Source organism: Pseudomonas mandelii (genome assembly GCF_024138395.1).
GTDB lineage: Bacteria > Pseudomonadota > Gammaproteobacteria > Pseudomonadales > Pseudomonadaceae > Aquipseudomonas > Aquipseudomonas mandelii_E.
Map to the genome: position 1 here is coordinate 1 of NZ_JAMYDU010000006.1, position 24,133 is coordinate 24,133.

At 58.6% G+C, this 24,133-nt stretch carries 18 protein-coding genes; 11 read left to right on the forward strand and 7 right to left on the reverse strand.

Going from position 1 to position 24,133, the window contains the following annotated elements; translation table 11 throughout:
- Window positions 1-1,738: VCBS domain-containing protein (locus NHU87_RS12065; RefSeq protein WP_253548547.1), on the reverse strand; the 1,738-nt coding region annotated here is incomplete at its 3' end.
- Window positions 1,739-2,365: 627 nt separating this feature from the next.
- Between NHU87_RS12065 and NHU87_RS12070 the strand changes: the two genes are divergently transcribed.
- On the forward strand, window positions 2,366-2,905 hold the full coding sequence (locus NHU87_RS12070) for a hypothetical protein (RefSeq protein WP_253548549.1): 540 nt from the start codon (window positions 2,366-2,368) through the stop codon (window positions 2,903-2,905).
- Between the two features lie 15 nt (window positions 2,906-2,920).
- On the opposite strand, the gene NHU87_RS12075 is transcribed toward NHU87_RS12070, so the two are convergent.
- Entirely contained in the window at window positions 2,921-7,054 is a 4,134-nt protein-coding gene (locus NHU87_RS12075; protein WP_253548551.1) for a CheR family methyltransferase, read from the reverse strand.
- Window positions 7,055-7,439: 385 nt separating this feature from the next.
- Between NHU87_RS12075 and NHU87_RS12080 the strand changes: the two genes are divergently transcribed.
- The 4 genes from NHU87_RS12080 (at window position 7,440) to NHU87_RS12095 (ending at window position 12,801) form a co-directional block, all read left to right on the forward strand.
- A complete protein-coding gene (locus NHU87_RS12080) occupies window positions 7,440-9,044 on the forward strand; it encodes a tetratricopeptide repeat-containing response regulator (RefSeq protein ID WP_253548553.1) in 1,605 nt (534 codons plus the stop codon).
- Complete coding sequence (locus tag NHU87_RS12085) at window positions 9,041-9,733, forward strand: sensor histidine kinase (protein WP_253548555.1); 693 nt, start codon at window positions 9,041-9,043, stop codon at window positions 9,731-9,733. The genes NHU87_RS12080 and NHU87_RS12085 overlap by 4 nt, the downstream gene beginning before the upstream one ends.
- Before the next feature lie 370 nt (window positions 9,734-10,103).
- Entirely contained in the window at window positions 10,104-11,345 is a 1,242-nt protein-coding gene (locus tag NHU87_RS12090) for a glutamine synthetase family protein (protein ID WP_253548955.1), read from the forward strand.
- A gap of 73 nt (window positions 11,346-11,418) precedes the next feature.
- A complete protein-coding gene (locus NHU87_RS12095) occupies window positions 11,419-12,801 on the forward strand; it encodes an MFS transporter (protein ID WP_253548557.1) in 1,383 nt (460 codons plus the stop codon).
- 63 nt (window positions 12,802-12,864) lie between these two features.
- Here the strand turns inward: NHU87_RS12095 and NHU87_RS12100 are convergent, their stop codons facing one another.
- The 4 genes from NHU87_RS12100 to flgA form a co-directional block, all read right to left on the reverse strand.
- Window positions 12,865-13,611 (reverse strand): flagellar brake protein, encoded by a 747-nt coding sequence (locus tag NHU87_RS12100; protein ID WP_253548559.1) that lies wholly within the window; start codon window positions 13,609-13,611, stop codon window positions 12,865-12,867.
- 88 nt (window positions 13,612-13,699) lie between these two features.
- The gene (locus NHU87_RS12105; RefSeq protein ID WP_008071798.1) at window positions 13,700-14,167 is read right to left on the reverse strand and encodes a flagella synthesis protein FlgN; all 468 of its coding nucleotides are present in this window, start codon (window positions 14,165-14,167) and stop codon (window positions 13,700-13,702) included.
- Between the two features lie 48 nt (window positions 14,168-14,215).
- A complete protein-coding gene (flgM, locus tag NHU87_RS12110) occupies window positions 14,216-14,542 on the reverse strand; it encodes a flagellar biosynthesis anti-sigma factor FlgM (protein ID WP_105346318.1) in 327 nt (108 codons plus the stop codon).
- Between the two features lie 178 nt (window positions 14,543-14,720).
- Window positions 14,721-15,482 carry a flagellar basal body P-ring formation chaperone FlgA gene (gene flgA, locus NHU87_RS12115; protein WP_253548561.1) on the reverse strand — a complete coding sequence of 254 codons (762 nt, stop codon included), beginning with the start codon at window positions 15,480-15,482 and terminating at the stop codon, window positions 14,721-14,723.
- 81 nt (window positions 15,483-15,563) lie between these two features.
- On the opposite strand from flgA, the gene NHU87_RS12120 reads away from it, so the two are divergent.
- The 6 genes from NHU87_RS12120 (at window position 15,564) to flgE (ending at window position 20,638) form a co-directional block, all read left to right on the forward strand.
- Window positions 15,564-16,496: a chemotaxis protein CheV gene (locus NHU87_RS12120; protein WP_253548563.1), complete on the forward strand. Its 933-nt coding sequence runs from the start codon at window positions 15,564-15,566 to the stop codon at window positions 16,494-16,496.
- A 46-nt stretch (window positions 16,497-16,542) separates the two neighbouring features.
- Complete coding sequence (cheR, locus tag NHU87_RS12125) at window positions 16,543-17,370, forward strand: protein-glutamate O-methyltransferase CheR (RefSeq protein ID WP_253548566.1); 828 nt, start codon at window positions 16,543-16,545, stop codon at window positions 17,368-17,370.
- Window positions 17,371-17,734: 364 nt separating this feature from the next.
- Window positions 17,735-18,142 carry a flagellar basal body rod protein FlgB gene (flgB, locus tag NHU87_RS12130; protein WP_253548568.1) on the forward strand — a complete coding sequence of 136 codons (408 nt, stop codon included), beginning with the start codon at window positions 17,735-17,737 and terminating at the stop codon, window positions 18,140-18,142.
- A gap of 3 nt (window positions 18,143-18,145) precedes the next feature.
- Window positions 18,146-18,589 carry a flagellar basal body rod protein FlgC gene (flgC, locus tag NHU87_RS12135; RefSeq protein ID WP_253548570.1) on the forward strand — a complete coding sequence of 148 codons (444 nt, stop codon included), beginning with the start codon at window positions 18,146-18,148 and terminating at the stop codon, window positions 18,587-18,589.
- 15 nt (window positions 18,590-18,604) lie between these two features.
- Complete coding sequence (gene flgD, locus NHU87_RS12140; protein WP_253548572.1) at window positions 18,605-19,294, forward strand: flagellar hook assembly protein FlgD; 690 nt, start codon at window positions 18,605-18,607, stop codon at window positions 19,292-19,294.
- 30 nt (window positions 19,295-19,324) lie between these two features.
- A complete protein-coding gene (gene flgE, locus NHU87_RS12145; protein ID WP_253548574.1) occupies window positions 19,325-20,638 on the forward strand; it encodes a flagellar hook protein FlgE in 1,314 nt (437 codons plus the stop codon).
- Between the two features lie 298 nt (window positions 20,639-20,936).
- Here flgE and NHU87_RS12150 read toward each other — a convergent pair whose 3' ends face one another.
- On the reverse strand, window positions 20,937-23,831 hold the full coding sequence (locus NHU87_RS12150; protein ID WP_253548576.1) for a ribonucleoside-diphosphate reductase subunit alpha: 2,895 nt from the start codon (window positions 23,829-23,831) through the stop codon (window positions 20,937-20,939).
- Window positions 23,832-24,133: the final 302 nt, after the last annotated feature.

The window sequence follows — 24,133 nt, forward strand, 5'->3', positions numbered from 1 at the left end:
AGGTGCCGGTATTCGTACCGGCAATGCTCCAGGTGGCGGTGGCGGCATGATCGATGTCGGCCGAACTGAACTGGCCGTTGACGCTAAGCGTGGTGTCTTCCTGCACCGCGCCGGCATCGTTACCTGTCGCGAAACTGAGCACGGGCGCATCGTTAGTGCCGGTGATAGTGATGGTGACAGTCTGCTCCGCCGAAGCAGCGTTAGCCGCGCCGCTGTCGTCGGTGGCGACCACCGCATACGAGAAGGTGATGGTTTCACCCGCAGCGAGGAAGTCGAGGTTTTGATTGCTGCTGTAGTCCCAGCTGTTCTGATCGACCGAGAAACCGGCCACCAATGCCGAGGCCACGCTCGCATTGAGCGTGCCACCGCTCCAGGCGATGTCGCCGTTGGCAGTCTGCGACACGGTCACGGTGTCGATGCTGTCCAGATCGGCAAAGCTCAAGGCGCCGCTGTCGCTCAGGGTAGCCGTGCCGTTGCCTTCGCTCATCGCGCCGGTGCTGTCGACAATCGTCAGCGTCGGTTGGTCGTTGGTGCCAGTGAGGGTAATGGTCACGGTCTGAACCGCGCCGTCGCCAATCGCGACGTTATAGGTTTGGGTGACGCTCTGGCCTTCGCCGAGGAACTGCAGGGCGGCGTTGTCCACCGCGAAGTTCCAGCCTAGCGAACCACTGCCCGTACCGGTGCTGTCGCTCAGGGGATTGGTGGTGAAGCTACCCAGATAGCCGGAAGCGCCCGGTGTGACAGTGACGCTATGGGTGTCGATCAGGTCGACGTCGGTGAAGGTGATGCTGCCGCTGGCCGCGTAGTCGCCGCTGTCTTCTCCGGCATCGCCGGTCTGCACGCCGCTGGTGATTTGCACCTGGTCGTTGGTGCCGGTGATGGTGATGGTTACATTCTGCGTGGTCGACGAGCCGTGCCCGTCACTGATGGTGACCACATAGGTTTCAGTAGCAGTCTGCCCCTGGGCCAGGTATTGGGCTGCCGCATTATTCAGGGTGTAAGTCCAGTTAACGGTGCCGTCGGCGGCGTTGGCCGCTTCAGTCACGGGGGCAAGGGCGAAGTTGCCCAGCGCTGTGGCATTGCCTCCCGCCGCGACGAAAGAGGCGGTGTGCGTGTCACTCAGGTCTACGTCGCTAAAGGCGATTGTGCCTGTCGTGCTCAGCGAGTCGGTCGGGCTCGACGTGGTGGTCGCATCTTCGGTGACCGTGCCGGCCTGCACGCCGATGTTCATCGTCACACTGTCATTCACACCCGCGAACTGCACCTGCGCGGTGGCCCAACTGAGCGTGCCGTTGCCGAGGCGAATCGCATAGGTAAAGCTGTCCGTCAGGGATCCTCCAGCAGCAAGCGACTGAAGTTGTGCCTTGAAAGTCGTCGACAACGTAGCGGCGTCATAGCCGACTTTGCCATCCGCCGTAATCCAGATCTTTGCCCCGTTGAAACTGGTGTCAGTACTCGTCGCCTCAATTCTGCCCGTGTCCTGGATCAGGAGGTCGGCCGGTGCATAAACCTTGGTGGCAGTCGACAGACTGGTCGCGTTATCGAGTGACCACAGTGTCTTTGCGCTGCCGCCGAGGTCATTGGACATGACGTTCAGGTACATGACCCCGAGCAGGTCTTCGGTGATGGTCGCGGTGCCCGTGCCAGTAACTCCGGTAGTGAAAATGTCGTCCTGCGCCTGCGGCGTGTTGGAAAGCGAAGTAACGGTGCCGCCGCTGGTCGTTGTGGTGGTAGCCATGTCTTTCTCCCGAGAGTGCCAGTTTTTTATTTTTAGAATCGTTGGGGACTGCTAACAGGACGAAGTCCCGTTCTTGCACTGCTCAGGTTGTTCAGGAGCGGTGCGAGGCGGCCGCCGGACATCGTCCGCCAGCTGGGGTTGCGCTGCACATGGCACGCGATCGACTGAGAGTGCCCATAGGGAAGGGACTCCTGGAGAAAGGCTGGGTGAGGCCGTGTTTTGGGGTAGCACCGACTCAGGGATACGGCCTTTCCTGATATCAGTTTGATGTGTGTTTAGTTGTGGGCTCAGGCTTTGTAAAGGTGTTAAGCGAAGGTAACAGTACGATGTGCCAATATTCCGACAAGTGGATGTTTTGGTGTCAATATTATGTCGATCTGTTTTTGGCGAAAAGGCTGCAGACACTCAACACGGGTGTGGCTCAAATGAGCTGAAACCCTTATGCGGCATGGGCTGGCTGCGTCATACCCAGTGCTGGGACATCTTCGAATTGCAGCGTCAGCTGTTAAAAAAGCCCTGTCAGGGCAATTCCTCCGGCGGTTTTTTTGGTGCCCGAACCACCCGACGACCTACATGGAAAGTCAGTCATTGCTGTGCCTTACTGCTCACTCCACAAGGAGCCCGGCAATGCGACACAGAGGCGCGCAGTTCTGGTTATGGACCGATAACCGGTTACCTCTACACATCCATGAAGAAGTGCTTAGCGACGGGATGCAGGTGGAAGTGCGGGCGCGGGTGAGCCATGAGGGGGTCACCCAGGTGTTCATTGGTATTTACGATGATCATGGGATCATGCTGTGTGAGGAGTTTCACGACAGGGATCGCGATGAGTCTTACTGCGCGGCGTTACAGTGGGGCGCTCGGCGCGCCAGGGATATTGTGGCGGACACGCAGGGGTTCGTCGCACCGCATCGGGTGCAGTTGACGCTAGGCCCGGTCATCACCGATGAGTCGGTGCTGGCGCTGCGGCGGATGGAAATGAGCGAATATGAGCGTTTCAAGCTCAGCTGCGACGACGCATGGAAGGAATATCTGGCCGCCAAAGCGGCCATGTTGGACCTCATGCGTGCGCCCAAGGTCGATCCCAAGGTCTGGGCAGACCACAAGGAGCGTCTGAGGCAGGCAATCGACCGGCGCGTCTGCGTGCAACGCACCTATTTACGTTGAGCCATTACCGGCCCCTCAGGTCTGTGGCTGGCGCAGGGTCTCGATGGTTGCGATCAAGTCATCGTAGGAAACCGGTTTTCCAATGTGCTGGTTAAAGCCCGATTGACGGGCCTTTTTTACGTCGCTGCTGGAGCCATAACCGGTCAGGGCAATGGCTGGCACATCCTTGGCGAGCGGCAACTGACGCAGTGCATTCATCAGCTCATGGCCGTTCATGACCGGCATGCCCAAATCCGAAATGATCAGGTCGAAACGGGTGCTCTTCGCCGCGTCCAGAGCCGCCACCGGACGATCGAAAGCAATGACTTCGGCGTCTTCCATTTCCAGTAGCATCTTCAAGGTTTCCAGCACCTCGGCAGAGTCGTCGACCAGCAGGATCGTCAAGCCGCTCAATCTTCCTGACGCCTCGTCGATCGGGGGCGCAGCTTGCGTGTCACCTTCGACGTTGGCCAGCGGCAAGTAAACGCTGAAGGTACAGCCCGCCCCGATGCCCGGAGAACTCACCTCAACCGTCCCTCGTTGTGCTTCTGTCAATTGACGGACCAGTGACAAGCCGATGCCCAGCCCCTCACGTTGGTGGTTGGTGTGCTGTGTCTCAGCCTGCCCGAACAGGTCGAATACGTGTTCAAGGTTCTCGGCCGCAATGCCGGTGCCGTTGTCTTTGACGTCGAGCCGCGCCATGTTCCCGGCCTTGCTCGCGATCAATTGCACGTGGCCATTGGGTGGGGTGAATTTCAGTGCATTGTTCACCAGGTTCCAGATGATCTGTTCCAGGCGCGTCGGATCGGCATGGACCAGCAACGGCTCCGACGGTACTTGCAAGTCGACGGTGGTGCTGTGTTGATCATTGAGGACGACGTGGTAAATATCGCGCAGCACACCGGCCAGATCCACGGCGATCGGCTTCAACTTCAGCTTGCCGGTACGGACACGGGCGACGTCCAGCAGATCATCGATGATCCGCGCCTGGCTGCTGACGGCATCGCAGATGGTGTTGACCGCTTTGGCGGCCGGTGCCACCGACTTGGTCACCGGCATACGCCTGAGCAGTTCGGCATTGAGCTGGATCAGGTTCAGCGGGTGTTTGAGTTCGTGGGACATGACCGCGAAGAACTCATCCTTGAGGTAATTGGTGTTCAGCGTCTCGGCCAGTTGTTGGCTTTGCTCTTCATGCTGGCGTTTGTGACCGGTCAGGTCCCGGGCGATTTTCACGTAGCCCTGAAGGTGATCACCGGTGAGCAGGGTTACTTCGCCGCTGCAATAGAAGCGGCTGCCATCCTTGCGCAGGTGCCAGCGTTCATCTTCGGAACGGCCCTGGGTGCGTGCCCCCAGCAGTTCGGTTTCGGGCACGCCAGAGGCGCGGTCCTCGGCGGAAAAAATGAAGTCGTAATAAGCGCCTTCGGCCTCGGCCTTGCTGTAGCCGAAGATCACCTCGGCGCCTTTGTTCCAGCTGGTGATCACGCCCTGTTCATCGAGGGTGATGATCGCGTAGTCGCGGGTGCTTTCGGCCACCAGGCGCATGCGTTCTTCGCCCAGGCGCAGTTCTTCTTCGGCCGCGCGGCGTTTGGTGATATCGATGAACGTCAGCACGGTGCCGTCGATATGGTCTTCGCTGGAGCGGTAGGGCAGCAGGCGGGCGATGTACCAGCGGTTGTCGGTGCTGCTGACTTCCCGTTCGATCATGTTCAATGATTCGAACACCAGTGCGGCATCACTCGCCAGGTCGTCGTAGTGCAGACGATGCGTGATATCGAGCAGGGAACGGCCGGTATCCATCGGCAACATGCTGAAAATGTCGGTGGCGCGCGGGGTGAACCACTTGATCCGCATGCTGCGGTCGACAAAGACCGTGGCAATGTCGGTGGAGGCGATCAGATTGGTCAGGTAGTCATTGATCTTGTCGGTTTCTTCGACTTTGGTTTTTAGCTCGTAGTTGACTGTCAGCAACTCTTCGTTGATCGATTGCAGCTCTTCCTTGCTGGTTTCCAGCTCTTCGGTGGCCGAGCGCAGTTCTTCGTTGATCGCCTGCATTTCTTCGTTGGAAGCTTTCAGTTCTTCACTGGAAATTTCCGATTGTTCAATGGTGTCTTGCAAATGCAGCTTGGTGCGCTGCAGTTCACGCTCCAGGTTGGACAGTACCTGGCTCTCGGTTTGCAGTTGGGTCGTGGCCTTCTGAGAAGGATCGACTTCGACTTCCTCGAAAATCACCAGGACGAACTCGCCATCCGACTCTTCATCCTTGTAGGGCTGCACTTGCAGGCTGACGTTATAACGCCGGTCTTCGCGCTTGAACGGCACCTCGCGGGATTTGACGGCGATGCCGTTCTGATGGGCCTGAAACAGCGAGGTGCGGATTTCCAGGCGCAGTTCCGGAAGAATCAGCGTCAGCAGATTGCGTGACAATTCACCGCCCACATGCCGAAGGAAACGCCCGGCACCTTCGCTCATGTGCAAGATGTCGGCGTTGGCATCGACGATTATGCTCGGTGGAGCCGCGCGTTCGAGGGCGCGCAGGTGGATGTCGGCGAAAGACAGCTTTCTCTGCACTGCATTTTGGGGGGCCTGAAGGGAAGTGTTGGTGCGCACATAACCGCCGCGCGGCACGGTGGGTGTGCGACGGCTATTGGTGGTGCCGGTCTTGGCGCGGAAGATCCGGTTGCGTTTGTCCACCGGCGTGAATAGCTCATAACAAGCCTCTGCGCTTTCGGAAGAACCCAGGAATAGAAAACCGCCGGGCCGCAATGCAAAGTGGAACATCTGAAGAATTTCGCGCTGTACCTCGCGATCCAGATAGATCAACAAGTTACGGCAAACAATCAGGTCGATTTGTGAAAAGGGCGGGTCAGACAACAGGCTGTGTTTGGCGAACAACACCTTTTCGCGGATTTCCTTGCGAATCCGAAAGTGTTCACTTTCCTTGACGAAATAATGCCGTAGCCGCGTTGGTGGCACATCGGTGACGATGGCTTGCGGGTACAGACCCGCCCGGCCGAAGCTGATGGCGCGTTCGTCGATGTCGGTGGCGAAAACCTGCAGCGAGGCCTGGCTGGCCTCCAATTGCAGCTGATCGTTGACCAGCATCGCCAGGCTGTAGGCTTCTTCGCCGGTAGAGCAGCCGGCCGACCACACCCGAATCTCCTCTTTCTCAGGTTGCGCCGACACCGCGGCCTTGACCAATTGCGGCACGATATCGCGCTCCAGCGCTTCGAAGGCTTCGCGATCGCGGAAGAAGTTGGTCACACCGATCAGCATGTCCGCCAGCAGCGCTTTGGTTTCTTCGGGGTTGTCTTGCAGGTAGCGGTAATAAGCCCCCAGATCTGGCTGGGCAGTGACCTGCATGCGGCGCTCGATCCGCCGCAATACCGTCGCGCGTTTATAGTGCTTGAAGTCATGCCCGGTGCCCGTGCGCAACTGGATCAGGATGTCGTGGAGCATTTGTTCGGCGAACGCTGCATCGCGCTCGGTCCTGGGGGCGAGGGTTTGAAGTTCCGGGTCATTGGCGGCGGGTAAAGTGATTTCCCGGGAGTTGTGCCACAGGTCCAGCAGTTTTTGCGGCATTTCCACCACGGGTAACACCAGATCGACCATACCAGTCTCGATGGCCGCTCGGGGCATGCCGTCGAACTCGGCATCTTCCGGCACCTGGGCCAGGGTGATACCGCCCTGTTCCTTGATGCGCGACAAGCCGACCGCGCCGTCGGAGCCGGTGCCCGAGAGCACCAGGCAGAAGGCGCGCTCGCGGTGCACTTGGGCCAGATCGCGGAAGAACAGATCGATCGAGGCGTGGCGTCCCAGCTGCGGGTCGTTGTCACTGACCTCAAGGTTGCCGTCATTCATCGTCAGCCGCTGCGCTGGTGAGATGACGTATACCCGGTTTTTCTCGATCGGCACGGTTTCGGTGACCTGCAGGACCGGCATCCGGGTCGATTCCTGGATGATCTTGTCAGCGATGCTTTGGTGGTCGGGCGACAGATGAAGAATGATCACAAACGCCATGCCGTTGTCATTAGGCATGTTCTGGAAGAACAATTTAATGGCCTGGAGCCCGCCTGCCGACGCCCCGATGCCTACCACCGGAAAGTCCAGGGTGCTGGGACTCAAGGCCTGTCGCTCGGGAGCCGTGGCCGAAGGCTTGGAGGTGGTGGTCATTTCATTCTGCCTTTGCTGGCGATGTAAAACGCTTTGCATGCAAGCGGGTATAAAAAACGCGGGTCATAAAACAGGATAATCCCGTTTTTCAATAACACCTTCAATTATTTAGCGTGCGTTTAGGGCCCTATATAAGTTTTTGACAGCAAATGCGCAATTGCACTCCCGCTGCTTCAAGGGAACGCGACTACTGGCCGATAACCCGAACAGTCGTTGTCATTTTTACTTCTGGCGGCCGGCAATTGTCATCACGGGTTTATGCGAAATCGCTTGATAGCCTATGGCCTCTCGCTATCATCTGCGCGCCAAAAAAGGGCCGCGAAGCTGCATGCGCCCGTGTGGTTTGTCTTTGGGTTGTTCTTCTTAAATTGCCTGGAAATCTTCGATGCTGTCGTATCACCAAAAGAGTTTTCTGATCGTCGATGATTTCTCGGATTTCCGCAGTTCCGTCAGGTCCATGCTGCGGGAGCTGGGCGTCAAGGAGGTCGACACCGCCGATACCGGTGAACAGGCGCTGCGCATGTGCTCGCAGAAGTCCTACGACTTTATTCTCCAGGACTTTCACTTGGGCGACGGCAAGAAGAACGGTCAGCAGGTGCTGGAAGACCTGATGATCGAGAAGCTGATCAGCCATGAAAGTGTGTTTGTCATGGTCACCGCCGAAACCAGCCAGGCCATGGTGCTCAGCGCGCTGGAGCACGAGCCTGATGCTTACCTGACCAAGCCGTTCAACCGTTCCGGCCTGGCTCAGCGCCTGGAGCGACTGGAACAGCGCAAGACCTTGCTCAAACCGATCCTGCAAGCCCTTGACCGGGGCAAACCGGTTGAAGTGCTCAATGCCTGTATCGCCCTGTGCAAACAGGACATTCGTTATTCGCCGCTGTGCCTGCGTTACCGCGCCGATGCGTTGCGCGACTTGAATCAGAACGAAGCGCTGGAGCGTCTGTACGACAGCATCATTGCTGATCGGCCATTGCCGTGGGCGTTTGCCGGGTTGGGTCAGTTGCTGTTCAAACGCGGTCAGGTCAGCCAGGCCAAGGGTGTTTATGAGAAAGCCCTGAAAGTCTTCCCGATGATGCCGGCCCTCTACGACGGCATGGCCGATGTGCTGGTCGCCGAAGGCGACACCAAGGGGGCGCAGAGAGTCTTGGAAGAGGCCATTCGCCTGTCGCCACTGGCGGTGCGCCGACAAGCGTTGTTGGGCAAGCTGGCGATGGCCAACGAGGATTTCGACACGGCCTCAAAAGCCTATCGTCAGGCTGTGGCCCAAGGGGCGCAGTCACGTTTCAAGGATGCGGAAAGCAACCTCGGCCTGGCCCACGCCTTGATCAGCAAAGGCAGTGAAAAGGGGCTGGACACTCGGACCCGGCTGGAAATCAATACCACGCTGAGTGCGGTGGCGAAGGAGAACCCTTCCGATCCTGGCTTGCAGATTCGTGCGCGTCTGATGAAAGCCACCAGCCTGCTGCTCAACGATGCCGAAACCGCCGAGAAGCTCACCGAGCAGGCAATGATGCGCCTCGATGGCATGGAGCAGTTCATGAGCGCCGAAGCGGCGCTGCTGGTCGCCAAGCAGCTGCAAATGCTCGGGCAGGCGAGTGCCGGCGCTTCGATGCTGAAAAACTGTGCGGAGATCTACGGCGACGATCCGACCGTGATGAAAGGCATCGCCAAGCTGACCGACGACCCGACGATTCTCAACTCGGGCAACGCGGCCGCCGACCTCAACCGTCAGGGCGTGCGGGTGTACAAGACCGGCAATCTGGTGGAGGCCCGGGATGTGTTCCGCAAAGCCCTGGCGCTGCAGCCGAAGAACATCAGTATTGCCCTGAACATGGCGCAGTCGTTGCTGCATGGCACCGATACCAGCGTGCCGTCGGCCGAGCTGGAAGAATGCCGCGCCTGCCTGAAAACCGTCGGCCTGATGCCCGATACCGACGCGCGTTATCCGCGCTACCAGAAACTGAAAATCAAGGCGTTCGGCGAATGATCGACAACGAACCGTCACTCGACTTTTCCACGGTGATTGCCTCCACCGTCCACGATATGAAGAACTCACTGGCCATGCTGATGCAGGCGCACAGCCAATGGCTGGCGCGTTTGCCCGATCCCGAGCGACACACCCCGGAGCAGGGCGTGATCGACTTCGAGTTCGCCCACCTCAATGGCATGCTGGTGCAGTTGCTGGGGCTGTACAAACTCGGCGTCAACCAGATGCCGTTGCAGCCGGCCTACCATGAGCTGGATGATTTCATTGAGGCGCAACTGGCGGCTCATCAAGAAGTATTCGCCAGCCGCGGCATCATTGCGACCTATGAAGTGGACCCGTTGAGTCCACTGGGTTTCTTCGACCGGGAGCTGGTTGCCTCGGTGCTCGCCAACAGCATCAACAACGCCATTCGTTACGCCCGTCATGCCTTGTTGATCAGCGTCAGCGATGAGGCCGGGCAACTGGTACTGACCATCAATGACGATGGCGAGGGTTATCCGCCCGAGATGATCGAGCGTCAGGCCGATTACGTGCAGGGCATCAACCACAGCAGTGGCAGTACTGGCCTGGGGTTGTACTTTGCCGGGCGGATTGCCGCTTTGCACCAGCGCAATGGCGTGGGTGGACGCACCGAAATCAGCAATGGCGGCCCATTGGGCGGCGGCGTGTTCAGCCTGTATCTCGCCTGAACAATAACTCCTGCGTACGCCGTTTCTGACTTGGAATACTGACCGTAGGAGCTGCCGAAGGCTGCGATCTTTTGATCTTGTTTTTAAAGGCAAAGATCAAAAGATCGCAGCCTTCGGCAGCTCCTACGAGGGCCGTGTTGCCCATGGCGATTCGGCTGTTAGTAGAGGATTGCGCCTTTTTGTTTGACGCTGCTTGATATTCCGAACAGCCGGAGCCTATTTTGTACGAGTCGCCGTTCGCGGCTCGTACAACAACAAGGATTGCGTCATGACAACCGATGGCCATCGTTCACTCGCGCAGCGATTGACGGGCATTGATGAGATTGAATGTGTCACGCCGGACCTGAACGGCGTACCACGCGGCAAGGTGATGACCGCCGAAGGGTTTCTTGAAGGGCGGCGTTTGCAGTTGGCGCGGGGGGTACTGCTGCAATGCATCATGGGCGGTTATCCGCCGGCGCGCTTTTATGGCAGCGATGATGGCGACCTGGCGCTGGTGCCTGATCCCGTGCAGATCCACCGTTTGCCCTGGAGCTCGCAGCCTCGCGCGCTGGCCATTTGTGATGCGCACGAGCTGACTGGCGAGAGTTCGCCACTGTCGACCCGTGGCCAACTCAAGGCCGTGATCGCTCGATACGCCGCTCTCGGTCTGGCGCCGGTGGTAGCGACCGAACTGGAGTTCTTCGTCTTCGCGCCCAACCCTGACCCGACGCAACCCTTCCAGCCACCACTGGGCATGGACGGTCGTCGCGAGGACGGTCATTCGGCGTTCAGCATCAGCTCCAATAACGGCTTGCGGCCGTTCTTCAATGAAGTCTATGAATGCATGGCGGCGCTGGGCTTGCCGCGCGATACCTTCATGCACGAGATGGGCGTCAGCCAGTTCGAGATCAACCTGCTGCACGGCGATCCGCTACTGTTGGCCGACCAGACCTTATTGTTCAAGCATCTGCTCAAAGAAGTGGCGCTCAAGCATGGCCTGACGGTGGTCTGCATGGCCAAGCCGTTGGCGCACACGCCGGGCAGTTCGATGCATATCCACCAGAGCATCGTCGAGATCGGCAGCGGGCGTAACGTGTTCAGCGACAAGGCCGGCGAGCCGACCGCGACCTTCCGTCATTTCATCGGTGGTCAGCAGGCCGGCCTGGCGGATTTCACCGCGCTGTTTGCGCCGAACGTGAACTCCTATCAGCGCCTGTGCCATCCTTACGCGTCGCCGAACAATGCCTGCTGGTCCCACGACAATCGCGCCGCCGGGCTGCGCATTCCGGCCAGTTCACCGGTCGCTCGTCGGGTCGAAAACCGCTTGCCGGGGGCCGATGCCAACCCGTATCTGGCGATTGCCGCGAGCCTGGCCGCGGGGTTGTATGGCATCGAAAAGAAACTGGAGCCAAGCGAGCCGATCCAGGGTGAAATCGTTGTGCCGGATAATCTTTCGTTGCCGTGTACCTTGCATGCCGCTCTTGAACGTCTGAAACGTAGCCAATTGGCGAAGGAACTGTTCGGCAAGGAATTCATCGAAGGCTACATCGCTTCGAAGACCATGGAGTTGACCAGCTTCTTTGATGAAATTACTCCCTGGGAACGGCGTGTTCTAGCAGCCCAGGCCTGACGATCCGTCGCCGTCGGGCTATCGTTTTTGTCGATAGCCCGATACTCACTGCAAGGAGCCGCTCGGAACGCCGATGCGCCAAATCTTGAAATCTTTTCGGGGGCTTTATTTTGCCTCGCTGATGATGTTGATCGGCTCGGGCCTGTTGAGTACTTATCTTGCCCTGCGCCTGGCGGCCGATAACGTCGACAGTCTGTGGGTCGGTGCGTTGATGGCGGCCAACTATTTCGGCCTGGTGCTGGGCGGCAAGATCGGCCATCGGCTGATCGCCCGGGTCGGGCATATTCGGGCTTATTCAGCCTGCGCCGGGATCGTCGGCGCGGCGGTGCTGGGTCATGGTCTGGTCGACTGGCTACCCGCGTGGCTGTTTCTGCGAGTGATTGTCGGCCTGGGCATGATGTGCCAATACATGGTGATCGAAAGCTGGCTCAATGAGCAGGCAGAAGCCAATAAACGTGGGGTGGTGTTCAGCGGCTACATGATCGCCTCGTACCTGGGGTTGGTGTTGGGCCAGCTGATTCTGGTCATGCACCCGGGCCTGGGTCTGGAACTGCTGATGCTGGTCGCACTGTGTTTCGCCCTGTGCCTGGTGCCAGTGGCCCTGACACGGCGGATTCACCCGGCGCCTCTGCACCCGGCACCGATGGAGCCACGGTTCTTCATCAAGCGTGTGCCGCAATCACTGAGTACGGTGTTGGGGTCGGGATTGATCGTCGGTTCGTTCTACGGTCTGGCGCCGCTGTATGCCTCGCAGCAAGGGTTGTCCACCGAGCAGGTCGGTCTGTTCATGGGTAGCTGCATTTTTGCCGGCCTGGTGGTGCAATGGCCGTTGGGTTGGCTATCGGACCGCTATGATCGGGCGCTGTTGATCCGTTGTTTCGCGTTCAGCCTGGCACTGGCTGCGTTGCCGCTGGCGATCATGCAGAAGGTGCCGCTGGAGGTGCTGTTCATCGCCGGGTTTTTCTGTTCGTTGGTGCAGTTCTGTCTGTACCCGTTGGCGGTGGCGTTCTCCAACGACCACGTAGAGGGTGATCGCCGGGTGTCGCTGACGGCGATGCTGCTGGTGACCTACGGTGTCGGCGCGAGTATCGGACCACTGGTGGCCGGGGTGTTGATGAAGCTGTTCGGCAGTCAGATGCTCTATGCCTTCTTCAGCTTCTTTGCGTTGGTGCTGGTGTGGCGAATTCGCCCGAAAGCGGTTACCAACCTGCATCAGGTGGACGATGCTCCGCTGCATCACGTGGCCATGCCAGACAGTATGTCGAGTTCGCCACTGGTCGCTTGCCTGGACCCGCGAGTCGATGAGCAGGTGGTGCAGGATCAGATGCAGAACCCGGTCACTCCGGATACTGATTTCAATCCGGATGCCGAGCCCGAAATCGAAGCTGAAACAGATTCGGAATCAGAAGACCCGGACACGGGTCGCGAGCAAAGCTTTACCGAAGCGAGGCCTTGATCAAGGCATAAAAAAACGGGCAGTCACCGCAAGGGACTGCCCGTTTTTTATGGGAGAGGCGTATCAGAAGTCGTCTTTATCGAAGCGCCGCGCTTCGCGCTGAAGCTGATAGACGAACCGCTCGACCTGGCGCTGCACCAGGCCGCTCATGTTGTGAAAACGCACGCCGGCGAAGGTGGTGTTGATCTTCTCTTCGAAGTGCAGGTAACGCAGTTCGACCGGTGCCGTCATGCTGCCGAAGGGCAGGGCGGCGACGAAGCGGTCGTAGACCTGGCCCAGTTGCAGGCTGGCGGTGATGTCGCCCTCGAAACGCAACTTGCAGCCGGTGGCAGAGATGTCCAGCAGTTTGCCCTTGACGGGCGACTTGAGCTTGTCGCCACCCAGATCGACACCGACCAGTTGCGCCAGCTTCAACGCAGCGCGAAAAGCATTGCGGCGCTGGTGGTAAACCACCTCATCGGGCAGCGCGCCCCGGTAGCAGCGGCCATCGCCGGATTCGTCGATGGTCAGCGGGCCATTGCTTTCCCAGGCGATGCGCACACCGTCGTGAAAGCCTTCGACCTTGAACGGTTCGCCGGCCAGCAGAAAGCGCTCGCCATCGCGCGGGATCATTTCGTCCAGGGCGATCATGTTGCTGTCACGGTCGACGTCCACCAGATAACTCTGGAAGCGCTGGCTGCGCTCGTGGAACGTGATGATCAGCGGGTCATGGCTGTCTTGCAGCTGACGCAGATTGCCGGAGATTTCCAGGGGCGTGGTGAGCACCTTGGGTGGCTGCGGAGCATCTTCCGCGCTTAAGGCATTGAACACGGGGCATCAATCTCCAGACAAATATGACTACTGGCTAGCATTCTGCCAGCATGTTTCGCGTCTTGATAGAGCGTGCTCATTGAAAGGCTCAAGCCTGACTGAGCGGGCGTGGTTTTGCGAGTTTGGAGGTTGAACCGCGGGCATCGTAGAGCGCTGGTGGCTCGCCGCCGGTGAGAATTTTCAGCTGATTGGCCGTGGCGGCCTGCTGCACCAGAATCGACTGGCCATTGTTAACGTTGGCGGCCTGGCACTGAGCAAGGAGGTCGGTCAGCACGTCGCTCTGCGCCAGCAACTGATCGCCGATGCTCGAATGGCTGGCAAGTTGCTCCAGGCCCTGGCGATTGGTCGGCAGGTTGAGGCTGGCGAGGATTTCACTGCGCTTGCGGCCATGCTGCTCAAGCAAAATGATCAATGCCTGTTTCTGCGCCAGAATCTCTTCAAGCAGTGGCATGTCGCGACCGTGCAGCGCGAGGGACTCGGTTTGCAGCAGCTCCAGCAGGTGTTGCGCCGGGGCAAAGTCGTCGATGATCAGTTGCAGTAAATTAGTGTCGTGCATGGCTGGCCTTGGGTTTTAAGCGTCCAAAAGCCTGGCGCGGGCCGTGGCCTAGCGCTGGGCTTCGAAGTTGAGCAGTTTGCTGGCTACACGGTTGCTGTCGACTTTATAGCTGCCATCGGCAATCGCTGCTTTCAACTCGGCCACGCGGGCTTTGTCGACGGCAGGTTGATCGCGCAGCTTGTCAGTGACCTTCTGCAACTGTTGAGCCTCATTGCTGAGGTGTACCGATTCCCCGCTTTTGGTGGTACTGGCCTGTTCGGCCGGGGTATTCAGCGGCGCGGATTGGCCGGCTTCGGCGGTTTCCTTCGCGGCGCTGGTACGTGTACTGCCCGTAAGTGACGAGGAGCTGTTTAAACGACTGAAATCGATGACCATGACAAAAAACCTCTGGATATTTGGACGCTTGCCATGTTTTCGGCTCTCCCTGTGAAAACTTTAGGCCCATTTATCAATGAGCGAGCATGCGCCAGCGCATCTTGCGCATGCGGCACAGTTTAGGGAACAGCCTCGGGCAGCGCCATATCTTCACGAACAGAGATCCCGTCAGGGTCGCTTACATAGAAACTTCCACCTGGCCAGGCGCGGTGACTTGTGCCTTGATGACCCGCTGGGAGTTCAGGTTTTTCACCCGAATCTGTTCGCTCATGCCGCCGTTGGACAGCGCTTCACCCGGCATACGTACACTGAGCGTACCACTGCGGGCGGTAATCACCACCTGATCGCCCTTGCGAATCACTTCCGCCTGTTCGAGGTGCACCAGGGTTATGGTCTGATCGGCGACCATTGGTCGGGTAAGTTTTTGTCCGATCGCCTGATCGACGGAGGTCAGAAAACCCTGATTTATCAGGCTGATATCGCGCTCACGCAGGGTCACGTCCTGAGGTTCGATAATCCCTGTGCGCTTGAGCGGACGAGTGGTGGTCACGATGTCGCGAAACAGCCGTACTTGAGCGGGTACGAAGACGGTCCAGGGGGAGGCGCCCTCGCAGCGAACCTTGACCGTGACCCGGCCCAGAGGCCTCGCCGGGCTCTCGAGGGTGGCTGTCAATTCCTTGTCGCACATTGGCATGCGCAGGCGCGGATCGAGCTGGTTGACCTCGATCTCGTAGCGTCCTTGCGTTTGACTCGTGGCCAGATAGTCTTCTACGGTGAATTCAAGAAAGCCCTGAGTGACGCCGATAAGCATGTCAGGCAAGGTAACCGCGTCAGCAAGGGCAGGGCTGCCAGCGTTGAACAGGCAAGCGGCCGACATCGCGCAGAGTAATCTGCGACAGGTTGAAGTCAGGTGTCGGAAAAATGTCGGTTCTGTGTTCATAAGAGTTAAAAAGCAAGCGCCGTGCCGTTTAGTGATGAATGTGCGTCGCAACACACTTAGCGTTGGTGTAGGAGTCTGGGCATGGCTGGTGTAATGGATTCGGTGAACCAGCGCACGCAACTGGTAGGGCAGAATCGCCTTGAGCTGTTGTTGTTCCGTCTCGACGGCCAGCAGCTGTATGGGATCAACGTATTCAAGGTTCGTGAGGTGCTGCAATGCCCCAAGCTGACCCTGATGCCCAAGTCCAGTCCTGTCGTGTGCGGTGTGGCAAATATTCGGGGGGCGACCATTCCGATTCTGGATCTGGCGATGGCAACCGGTTCCGGAGCGCTGAAAGATCAGAGCAATCCCTTCGTGATCATCACGGAGTACAACACCAAGACCCAGGGTTTCCTGGTTCGGTCGGTGGAGCGCATCGTCAACATGAACTGGGAGGAGATTCATCCGCCACCCAAGGGCACGGGGCGCGATCACTACCTGACGGCTGTGACTCGGGTCGACAATCAGTTAGTCGAAATCATCGACGTCGAGAAGGTGCTGGCGGAAGTGGCACCGACACCGGAAGCGATTTCGGTGGGCGTGGTGGATGTCGAGACTCAGCACAAGGCGTTGTCCTTGCGCGTGCTGACGGTCGATGACTCATCGGTGGCGCGCAAGCAGGTGACCCGTTGCCTGCAAACCGTCGGCGTCGAAGTGGTGGCGTTGAACGATGGTCGGCAAGCGCTGGATTACCTGCGCAAGCTGGTCGATGAGGGCAAGAAGCCGGAAAACGAGTTCCTGATGATGATTTCCGACATCGAGATGCCGGAGATGGACGGGTACACCCTGACGGCCGAGATCCGCAACGACCCGCGCATGCAAAAGCTGCATATCATCCTGCACACTTCGTTGTCGGGTGTATTCAATCAGGCGATGGTCAAGAAGGTCGGTGCCGATGACTTCCTGGCCAAGTTCCGCCCTGATGACCTGGCATCCCGGGTAGTCGACCGGATCAAAGCAGCAGATATCAGCTAGGGGCGCTTTGCCCCTGGCGGTCAACACGATTTAAGAGGCCGCATCATTGTCTACGGGTAATTTGGATTTCGAACAGTTTCGGGTCTTCCTGGAAAAAGCCTGTGGCATTTTGCTCGGTGAAAACAAGCAATACCTGGTCTCGAGCCGTCTCAACAAACTGATGGAACAGCAGGGCATCAAATCGCTGGGTGAGCTGGTTCAGCGCATCCAGACCCAGCCGCGCAGCGGTTTGCGCGAGATGGTGGTGGATGCCATGACCACCAACGAAACCCTGTGGTTTCGTGACACCTATCCGTTTGAAGTCTTGAAGAACAAGGTATTGCCCGAAGCGATCAAGGCAGCCCCCGGCCAGCGCCTGCGGATCTGGTCGGCGGCGTGTTCGTCGGGCCAGGAACCGTACTCGCTGTCGATGTCCATCGATGAGTTCGAGCGGGTCAACATGGGCCAGTTGAAGATGGGCGCGCAGATCGTTGCCACGGACCTGTCCGGCACCATGCTGACCAACTGTAAAACCGGCGAGTACGATAGCCTGGCTATCGGCCGCGGTCTGTCGCCCGAGCGCCTTCAGCGTTACTTCGACCCCAAAGGGCCGGGACGCTGGGCCATCAAGGCACCGATCAAGAGCCGGGTGGAATTTCGCTCGTTCAACCTGCTGGACAGCTACGCAAGCCTGGGCAAGTTCGACATCGTGTTCTGCCGCAACGTGCTGATCTACTTCTCCGCCGAGGTGAAGAAAGACATCCTGTTGCGCATCCACAGCACGCTGAAGCCGGGCGGTTATCTGTTCCTTGGCGCGTCCGAAGCGTTGAACGGTTTGCCGGATCATTACCAAATGGTCCAGTGCAGCCCGGGGATCATTTACAAGGCGAAGTGATGCAAAAGCGTCAGGCATAAAAAAACGGGAGTCCTCAGAGGGCTCCCGTTTTTTTTTGTGCCTGATCCTCATAGACGTCGCATCACCTGTAGGAGCGAGGCTTGCCCGCGAAAGCGGTGTGTCAGACAACATCATCCTTGACTGACACACCGCTTTCGCGGGCAAGCGTCGCTCCTACAGGTGATTGGTATTGCCTGTGGGAAAGCGGCAGAAAAGCGGCAGACGGCGGAAATCGGTTGCCGCTTTTCTGGCATTGCCGCCTTGCCACCGCGCGCAAAGCCCCGGTTTATGGGCTTTTTTGAATTGGCACGCCGCTTGCTATATCCATCGTACGAAAAATCAGGTCACCCGAAGGTTTCCCGACATGAGCATCAGCTTCGATAAAGCGCTCGGTATCCACGAACAAGCCCTGGGCTTCCGCGCTCAGCGTGCCGAAGTCCTGGCCAACAACATCACCAACGCCGACACCCCGAACTACAAGGCTCGGGATCTGGACTTCTCGAAAGTGCTCGCCGAGCAGAACGAGAAAACCAAAAACGGCAAGTTCGCCTTGAACATGACCAACAGCCGTCACATCGAAGCTGAAGGCCTGGGCAATGGCGGCGAGTCGCTGATGTATCGCACGCCGATGCAACCGTCGATCGACCAAAACACCGTGGACGCCCAGCTGGAACAGTCGAACTACGCGGAAAACGCAGTCAACTTCCAGGCCAGCTTCACGCTGCTCAACAGTAAATTCAAAGGGCTGGTGTCAGCCCTGCGCGGAGAGTAATCCATGTCTCTATCCAGTGTTTTCAACATTGCCGGTAGCGGCATGAGCGCTCAGACCACTCGCTTGAACACCGTGGCCTCGAACATCGCCAACGCCGAGACCGTTTCGTCGAGCATCGATCAGACCTACCGTGCGCGTCACCCGGTGTTCGCCACCATGTTCCAGGGCGGCCAGAGCGGCGGCAGCGATTCACTGTTCCAGAACCAGGACGCGGCCGGTCAAGGCGTGCAAGTGCTGGGCGTGGTCGAAGACCAGAGCAACCTTGACGCGCGCTACGAGCCGAACCATCCGGCTGCCGACGGCAAGGGCTACGTCTACTACCCGAACGTCAACGTCGTCGAAGAAATGGCCGACATGATTTCCGCGAGCCGTTCGTTCCAGACCAACGCCGAAATGATGAACACCGCCAAAACCATGATGCAGAAGGTCCTGACCCTCGGTCAGTGATAAGGGGCGATTCATATGAGCGTTATCAGCGATGTTCTGGCCAACTCTTCGGTCACGACCACTACCACCAAAGACAGCCTGACCACGGCCGCTACCGGCGGCCAGGAACTGGGCAAGGACGCGTTCCTGCAGCTGTTGGTGACTCAGCTGAAAAACCAGAACCCGCTCGATCCTCAAGACAACAGTGAGTTCGTGGCCCAGCTGGCGCAGTTCAGTAGCCTGGAAGGTATCACCACGCTGAACGATACGGTCAGCGGCCTTGCCAGCAGCTACAGCTCTTCGCAAGCTTTGCAGGCTTCTTCGCTGGTGGGCCGCTCGGTCATTGCGCAGACCGACAAAGCCGTGGTCGACACCTCCAAGAGCCTCAACGGTACCGTTGTGGTGCCAACCTCGGTTCCCGCCGCCACCGTCAAGATCACCAACTCGGAAGGCAAGACCATCCGTACTCTCGAGTTGGGCAGTCAAAGTGCCGGTAACGCCAGTTTCATCTGGGATGGCAAGGACGATGCGGGCGCGGTGGCACCGGCGGGTACTTACACCTTCGGCGCAACAGCCACCATCGACAGCAAGGCGACATCGCTGATTACTTATCTGCCAGCGACCGTTAACAGCGTGACCATCAGCCAGACCGGCGGTGAGTTGATGCTGAACCTGGCAGGCATGGGCAGCGTTGCCCTGTCCAAAGTACAAACCATTGGTATATAGAGCCGACTAACACGGCACAAGGAGTGGAATATGTCTTTCAATATCGGCCTTAGCGGTCTCTATGCAGCCAACAAACAACTGGACGTGACCGGCAACAACATCGCCAACGTCGCGACCACCGGTTTCAAATCGTCCCGTGCAGAATTCGAAGACGTGTACTCGGCCACCCGCCTGGGTACTGGCAGCAAGACCATCGGCAACGGCGTGCGTCTGGCCAACGTTTCCCAGCAGTTCGGCCAGGGCGACGTGAACAACACCGGCAACGTGCTCGACATGGGCATCCAGGGCAACGGTTTCTTCATCCTCAGCGACAACGGCTCCCTGAGCTACACCCGTGCCGGTGCGTTCAAGACTGACGCTGAAAACTATGTGGTTGATAACAACGGCAACCGTTTGCAGGGTTATGGCGTTGATGCCAACGGCAAGATCATCAACGGTGTGTTGACTGATTTGAAGATTGATACCACGGCTCTCAAGCCGAACCCGACCACCAAAGTCGATCAGACGATGAACCTGAATTCGTCCGAGGTTTTGCCGACTGTGGCTACGTTCAGCCCGACTGACACCAATAGCTATAACAAGACCATCTCTACCAAGGTCTATGACAGTCAGGGTAACGAGCACACCATGGATCAGTACTACGTGAAAACGGGTACTAACGCTTGGCGTGTCCACACTTACATGGATGGTCGTTCCCCGGCCAACCCCGCTACCACGCCACCAGTGGCGATCACCGCCAACATCACTTTCAACTCCGACGGCAGCATCAATACGCTGACGGCGGGTGCTGGCTGGACCCAGACTGGTAACACCTTGACCATGACCGGTTGGGTCCCGGGGGTTGTAACCAACGCCGCGACGATTCCTCCGACCTGGGGGGCGAATGGTTCCACGGCGGCTGCAGGCGGTATCGCGTTCAACATGGCGCTAACCACGTCTTATAACTCGCCAACCGCTCGTACCGCCCAATTCCAGGACGGTTACGCGACCGGCCAGATCTCCAGCCTGAGCATCGACGCCACCGGCGTCATGACCGCCAACTTCAGCAACCAGCAAACCAAGGCCATCGGTCAGGTTGCAGTCGCCAGCTTCGCTAACGAGCAAGGCTTGCAGCCGATCGGTGGTACTCGCTGGAAAGAAACCTTCGCCTCAGGCGTGGCGGGTGTCGATGCGCCGACAACCGGCACTCTGGGTTCGGTCGTGTCCAATTCCCTGGAAGAGTCCAACGTCAATCTGACCAATGAATTGGTCGAGCTGATCAAAGCCCAGAGCAACTACCAGGCGAACGCCAAGACCATCTCCACCCAGAGCACCATCATGCAGACCATCATTCAGATGACCTGATGCTGGTTAGCAGATAGCGCTTCACAAAGAGCCCCTCGCAAGAGGGGCTTTTTTATGGGCCGGGATTTTTGTCAGGCATCCGGGTTTGTGTCGTTGGTGAGGGCCTCTTCGCGGGCAAGCCTCGCTCCTACAGGATCGCGTTGATCATCTGGACGACATACATCGTGTAGGAGCGAGGCTTGCCCGCGAAGGCGTCAGCCCGGCCACCACTTTCCTCCAGACAAAAGAAAACCCCCGGCCAATCCAGAGGACTGATCGGGGGTTTGAGTAAGCGCCTTTCAGCGCCTACCGGCTCAGCTTATTGGCAAGCTTCGCAATCCGGCTCGTCAATCGCGCAAGCCTTTGGCACTGGTGCCGGACCTGCTGGAGCTGCCAGGACCGAGTCGTCGCCGTGGTTGCCGCCGCTGGAAACAGCGTTCAGCTTACCGGTGTTGATGGTCGACTTCTCGGTGCTGGTCGCGGCCAGGGCACGGAGGTAGTAAGTGGTTTTCAGGCCACGGTACCAGGCCATGCGGTAGGTCACGTCCAGCTTCTTGCCCGAAGCACCGGCGATGTACAGGTTCAGCGACTGAGCCTGGTCGATCCACTTCTGACGACGGCTGGCCGCGTCAACGATCCACTTGGTGTCCACTTCGAACGCCGTTGCGTAGAGCTCTTTGAGTTCTTGCGGAATGCGCTCGATCTGCTGCACCGAACCGTCGTAGTACTTCAGGTCGTTGATCATGACCGAGTCCCACAGGCCGCGAGCCTTGAGGTCGCGAACCAGGTACGGGTTGATCACGGTGAATTCGCCCGACAGGTTCGATTTCACATAGAGGTTCTGATAAGTCGGTTCGATCGACTGCGACACGCCGGTGATGTTGGCGATGGTCGCGGTCGGTGCGATGGCCATGATGTTGGAGTTACGAATGCCTTTCTGCACACGGGCGCGAACCGGTGCCCAGTCCAGGGTTTCGTTCAGGTCAACGTCGATGTACTGCTGGCCACGCTGCTCGATCAGGATCTGTTGCGAATCCAGCGGCAGGATGCCTTTGGACCACAGCGAACCCTGGAACGTCTCGTAAGCGCCGCGCTCGTCGGCCAGGTCGCAGGACGCCTGGATCGCGTAGTAGCTGACCGCTTCCATCGACTTGTCGGCGAACTCGACGGCAGCGTCGGAACCGTAAGGGATGTGCTGCAGGTACAAGGCGTCCTGGAAGCCCATGATGCCCAGACCGACCGGACGGTGCTTGAAGTTGGAGTTCTTCGCTTGTGGCACCGAGTAGTAGTTGATGTCGATAACGTTATCGAGCATGCGAACGGCGGTGTTCACGGTGCGTTCCAGCTTGGCGGTGTCCAGCTTGCCGTTGGTGATGTGGTTCGGCAGGTTGATCGAACCCAGGTTGCAAACGGCGATCTCGTCCTTGTTGGTGTTCAAGGTGATCTCGGTGCACAGGTTCGAGCTGTGAACCACGCCCACGTGCTGCTGCGGGCTGCGCAGGTTGCACGGGTCTTTGAAGGTCAGCCATGGGTGGCCGGTTTCAAACAGCATGGACAGCATTTTGCGCCACAGGTCTTTGGCCTGAATGGTCTTGAACAGCTTGATCTTGCCCGGGTACTGGGACAGGGCTTCGTAGTACTCGTAACGCTCTTCGAAGGCCTTGCCGGTCAGGTCGTGCAGATCCGGAACTTCGGATGGCGAGAACAGGGTCCACGGGCCGTCATCGAAGACACGCTTCATGAACAGGTCAGGGATCCAGTTGGCGGTGTTCATGTCGTGGGTACGACGGCGGTCATCACCGGTGTTCTTGCGCAGTTCGATGAACTCTTCGATGTCCATGTGCCAGGTTTCCAGGTAGGCACACACAGCGCCTTTGCGCTTGCCACCCTGGTTAACGGCGACGGCGGTGTCGTTCACTACTTTCAGGAACGGTACAACGCCTTGGGATTTGCCGTTGGTGCCTTTGATGTACGAACCCAGCGCGCGAACCGGCGTCCAGTCGTTGCCCAGGCCGCCAGCGAATTTGGACAGCATGGCGTTGTCGTGGATCGCGTGATAAATGCCCGACAGGTCATCCGGCACGGTGGTCAGGTAGCAGCTCGACAGCTGTGGACGCAGGGTACCGGCGTTGAACAGGGTCGGAGTCGAGGACATGTAGTCGAAGGACGACAACAGGTTGTAGAACTCGATCGCACGGTCTTCTTTGTTCTTCTCTTCGATTGCCAGGCCCATGGCCACGCGCATGAAGAAAATCTGCGGCAGTTCGAAGCGGATACCGTCCTTGTGGATGAAGTAGCGGTCGTACAGGGTTTGCAGGCCCAGGTACGTGAACTGCTGATCGCGCTCGTGGTTGATTGCCTTGCCGAGTTTTTCCAGGTCGAAAGTCGCCAGAACCGGGTTCAGCAATTCGAATTCGATACCTTTGGCGATGTACGCCGGCAGCGCCTTGGCGTACAGGTCGACCATTTCGTGGTGGGTCGCGCTCTCGGCGACGCCCAGGAAGTTCAGGCCTTCGGCACGCAGGGTGTCCATCAGCAGGCGGGCGGTCACGAACGAGTAGTTCGGCTCACGCTCGACCAGCGTACGGGCGGTCATCACCAGCGCGGTGTTGACGTCGGTCAGGGCCACGCCGTCGTACAGGTTCTTCAGGGTTTCGCGCTGGATCAGGTCGCCGTCGACTTCTGCAAGGCCTTCGCACGCTTCGGTGACGATGGTGTTCAGACGACCCATGTCCAGAGGTGCGAGGCTGCCGTCGGCGCGGGTGATGCGGATCGATGGATGAGCGTTGACTGCTTCTTCGGCCGGTGCGTGGGCGGCGCGTTCTTTCGAGCGACCGTCACGATAGATCACGTAGTCGCGCGCGACTTTCTGCTCGCCGGCACGCATCAGGGCCAGTTCGACCTGGTCCTGGATTTCTTCGATGTGGATAGTGCCGCCCGATGGCATGCGACGCTTGAAGGTTGCGGTGACCTGTTCGGTCAGGCGGGCAACGGTGTCGTGGATGCGCGACGAAGCGGCAGCGGTGCCGCCCTCAACTGCAAGAAACGCTTTGGTGATGGCGACGGTGATTTTGTCATCGGTGTAAGGAACGACAGTCCCGTTTCGCTTGATCACGCGCAGTTGGCCAGGCGCGGTGGCGGACAGATCCGAATTCGAATCGGCGGCCTGCGGCAAGGTGCCCTGCGGGTTCTCGCGAGTTGTGTCGGTTTGCATGGGGGGTTGTCTCCACATTCTCTATGTTTGTTTGGGCACCATCACGGTGCCCACCGTTCTGTCCTGAAGCACTACAACCGACGGGCGTCGGGCATAACAACTTCGGGACAGTAGGAAAAAGGCTAATGAGGCCGCTTCCTTGCCGAAGTCTTTGGCTGCGAGCGTGGGCTCGAAACCGGATTCCATTCAGGGTGACAGTAATGACTGCAACACCCGTACCGTTTTGGCCGTTCAGGCCTGAAAAAACGGTGCCATCCGCGTATGCGGTTTGGGCTTGTAAAATCACGCTTGGTTCAACCATA

What these genes read in the sequence shown, in the direction of transcription:
- flgB (WP_253548568.1), top strand. Translation starts at nt 17,735, where the DNA reads ATGAGCATCAGCTTCGATAAAGCGCTCGGTATCCACGAACAAGCCCTG.
- NHU87_RS12095 (WP_253548557.1), top strand. Translation starts at nt 11,419, where the DNA reads ATGCGCCAAATCTTGAAATCTTTTCGGGGGCTTTATTTTGCCTCGCTG.
- NHU87_RS12150 (WP_253548576.1), bottom strand. Translation starts at nt 23,831, where the DNA reads ATGCAAACCGACACAACTCGCGAGAACCCGCAGGGCACCTTGCCGCAG.
- flgD (WP_253548572.1), top strand. Translation starts at nt 18,605, where the DNA reads ATGAGCGTTATCAGCGATGTTCTGGCCAACTCTTCGGTCACGACCACT.
- NHU87_RS12120 (WP_253548563.1), top strand. Translation starts at nt 15,564, where the DNA reads ATGGCTGGTGTAATGGATTCGGTGAACCAGCGCACGCAACTGGTAGGG.
- NHU87_RS12090 (WP_253548955.1), top strand. Translation starts at nt 10,104, where the DNA reads ATGACCGCCGAAGGGTTTCTTGAAGGGCGGCGTTTGCAGTTGGCGCGG.
- NHU87_RS12105 (WP_008071798.1), bottom strand. Translation starts at nt 14,167, where the DNA reads ATGCACGACACTAATTTACTGCAACTGATCATCGACGACTTTGCCCCG.
- NHU87_RS12085 (WP_253548555.1), top strand. Translation starts at nt 9,041, where the DNA reads ATGATCGACAACGAACCGTCACTCGACTTTTCCACGGTGATTGCCTCC.
- flgA (WP_253548561.1), bottom strand. Translation starts at nt 15,482, where the DNA reads ATGAACACAGAACCGACATTTTTCCGACACCTGACTTCAACCTGTCGC.
- flgM (WP_105346318.1), bottom strand. Translation starts at nt 14,542, where the DNA reads ATGGTCATCGATTTCAGTCGTTTAAACAGCTCCTCGTCACTTACGGGC.
- NHU87_RS12075 (WP_253548551.1), bottom strand. Translation starts at nt 7,054, where the DNA reads ATGACCACCACCTCCAAGCCTTCGGCCACGGCTCCCGAGCGACAGGCC.
- flgC (WP_253548570.1), top strand. Translation starts at nt 18,146, where the DNA reads ATGTCTCTATCCAGTGTTTTCAACATTGCCGGTAGCGGCATGAGCGCT.
- NHU87_RS12070 (WP_253548549.1), top strand. Translation starts at nt 2,366, where the DNA reads ATGCGACACAGAGGCGCGCAGTTCTGGTTATGGACCGATAACCGGTTA.
- NHU87_RS12080 (WP_253548553.1), top strand. Translation starts at nt 7,440, where the DNA reads ATGCTGTCGTATCACCAAAAGAGTTTTCTGATCGTCGATGATTTCTCG.
- flgE (WP_253548574.1), top strand. Translation starts at nt 19,325, where the DNA reads ATGTCTTTCAATATCGGCCTTAGCGGTCTCTATGCAGCCAACAAACAA.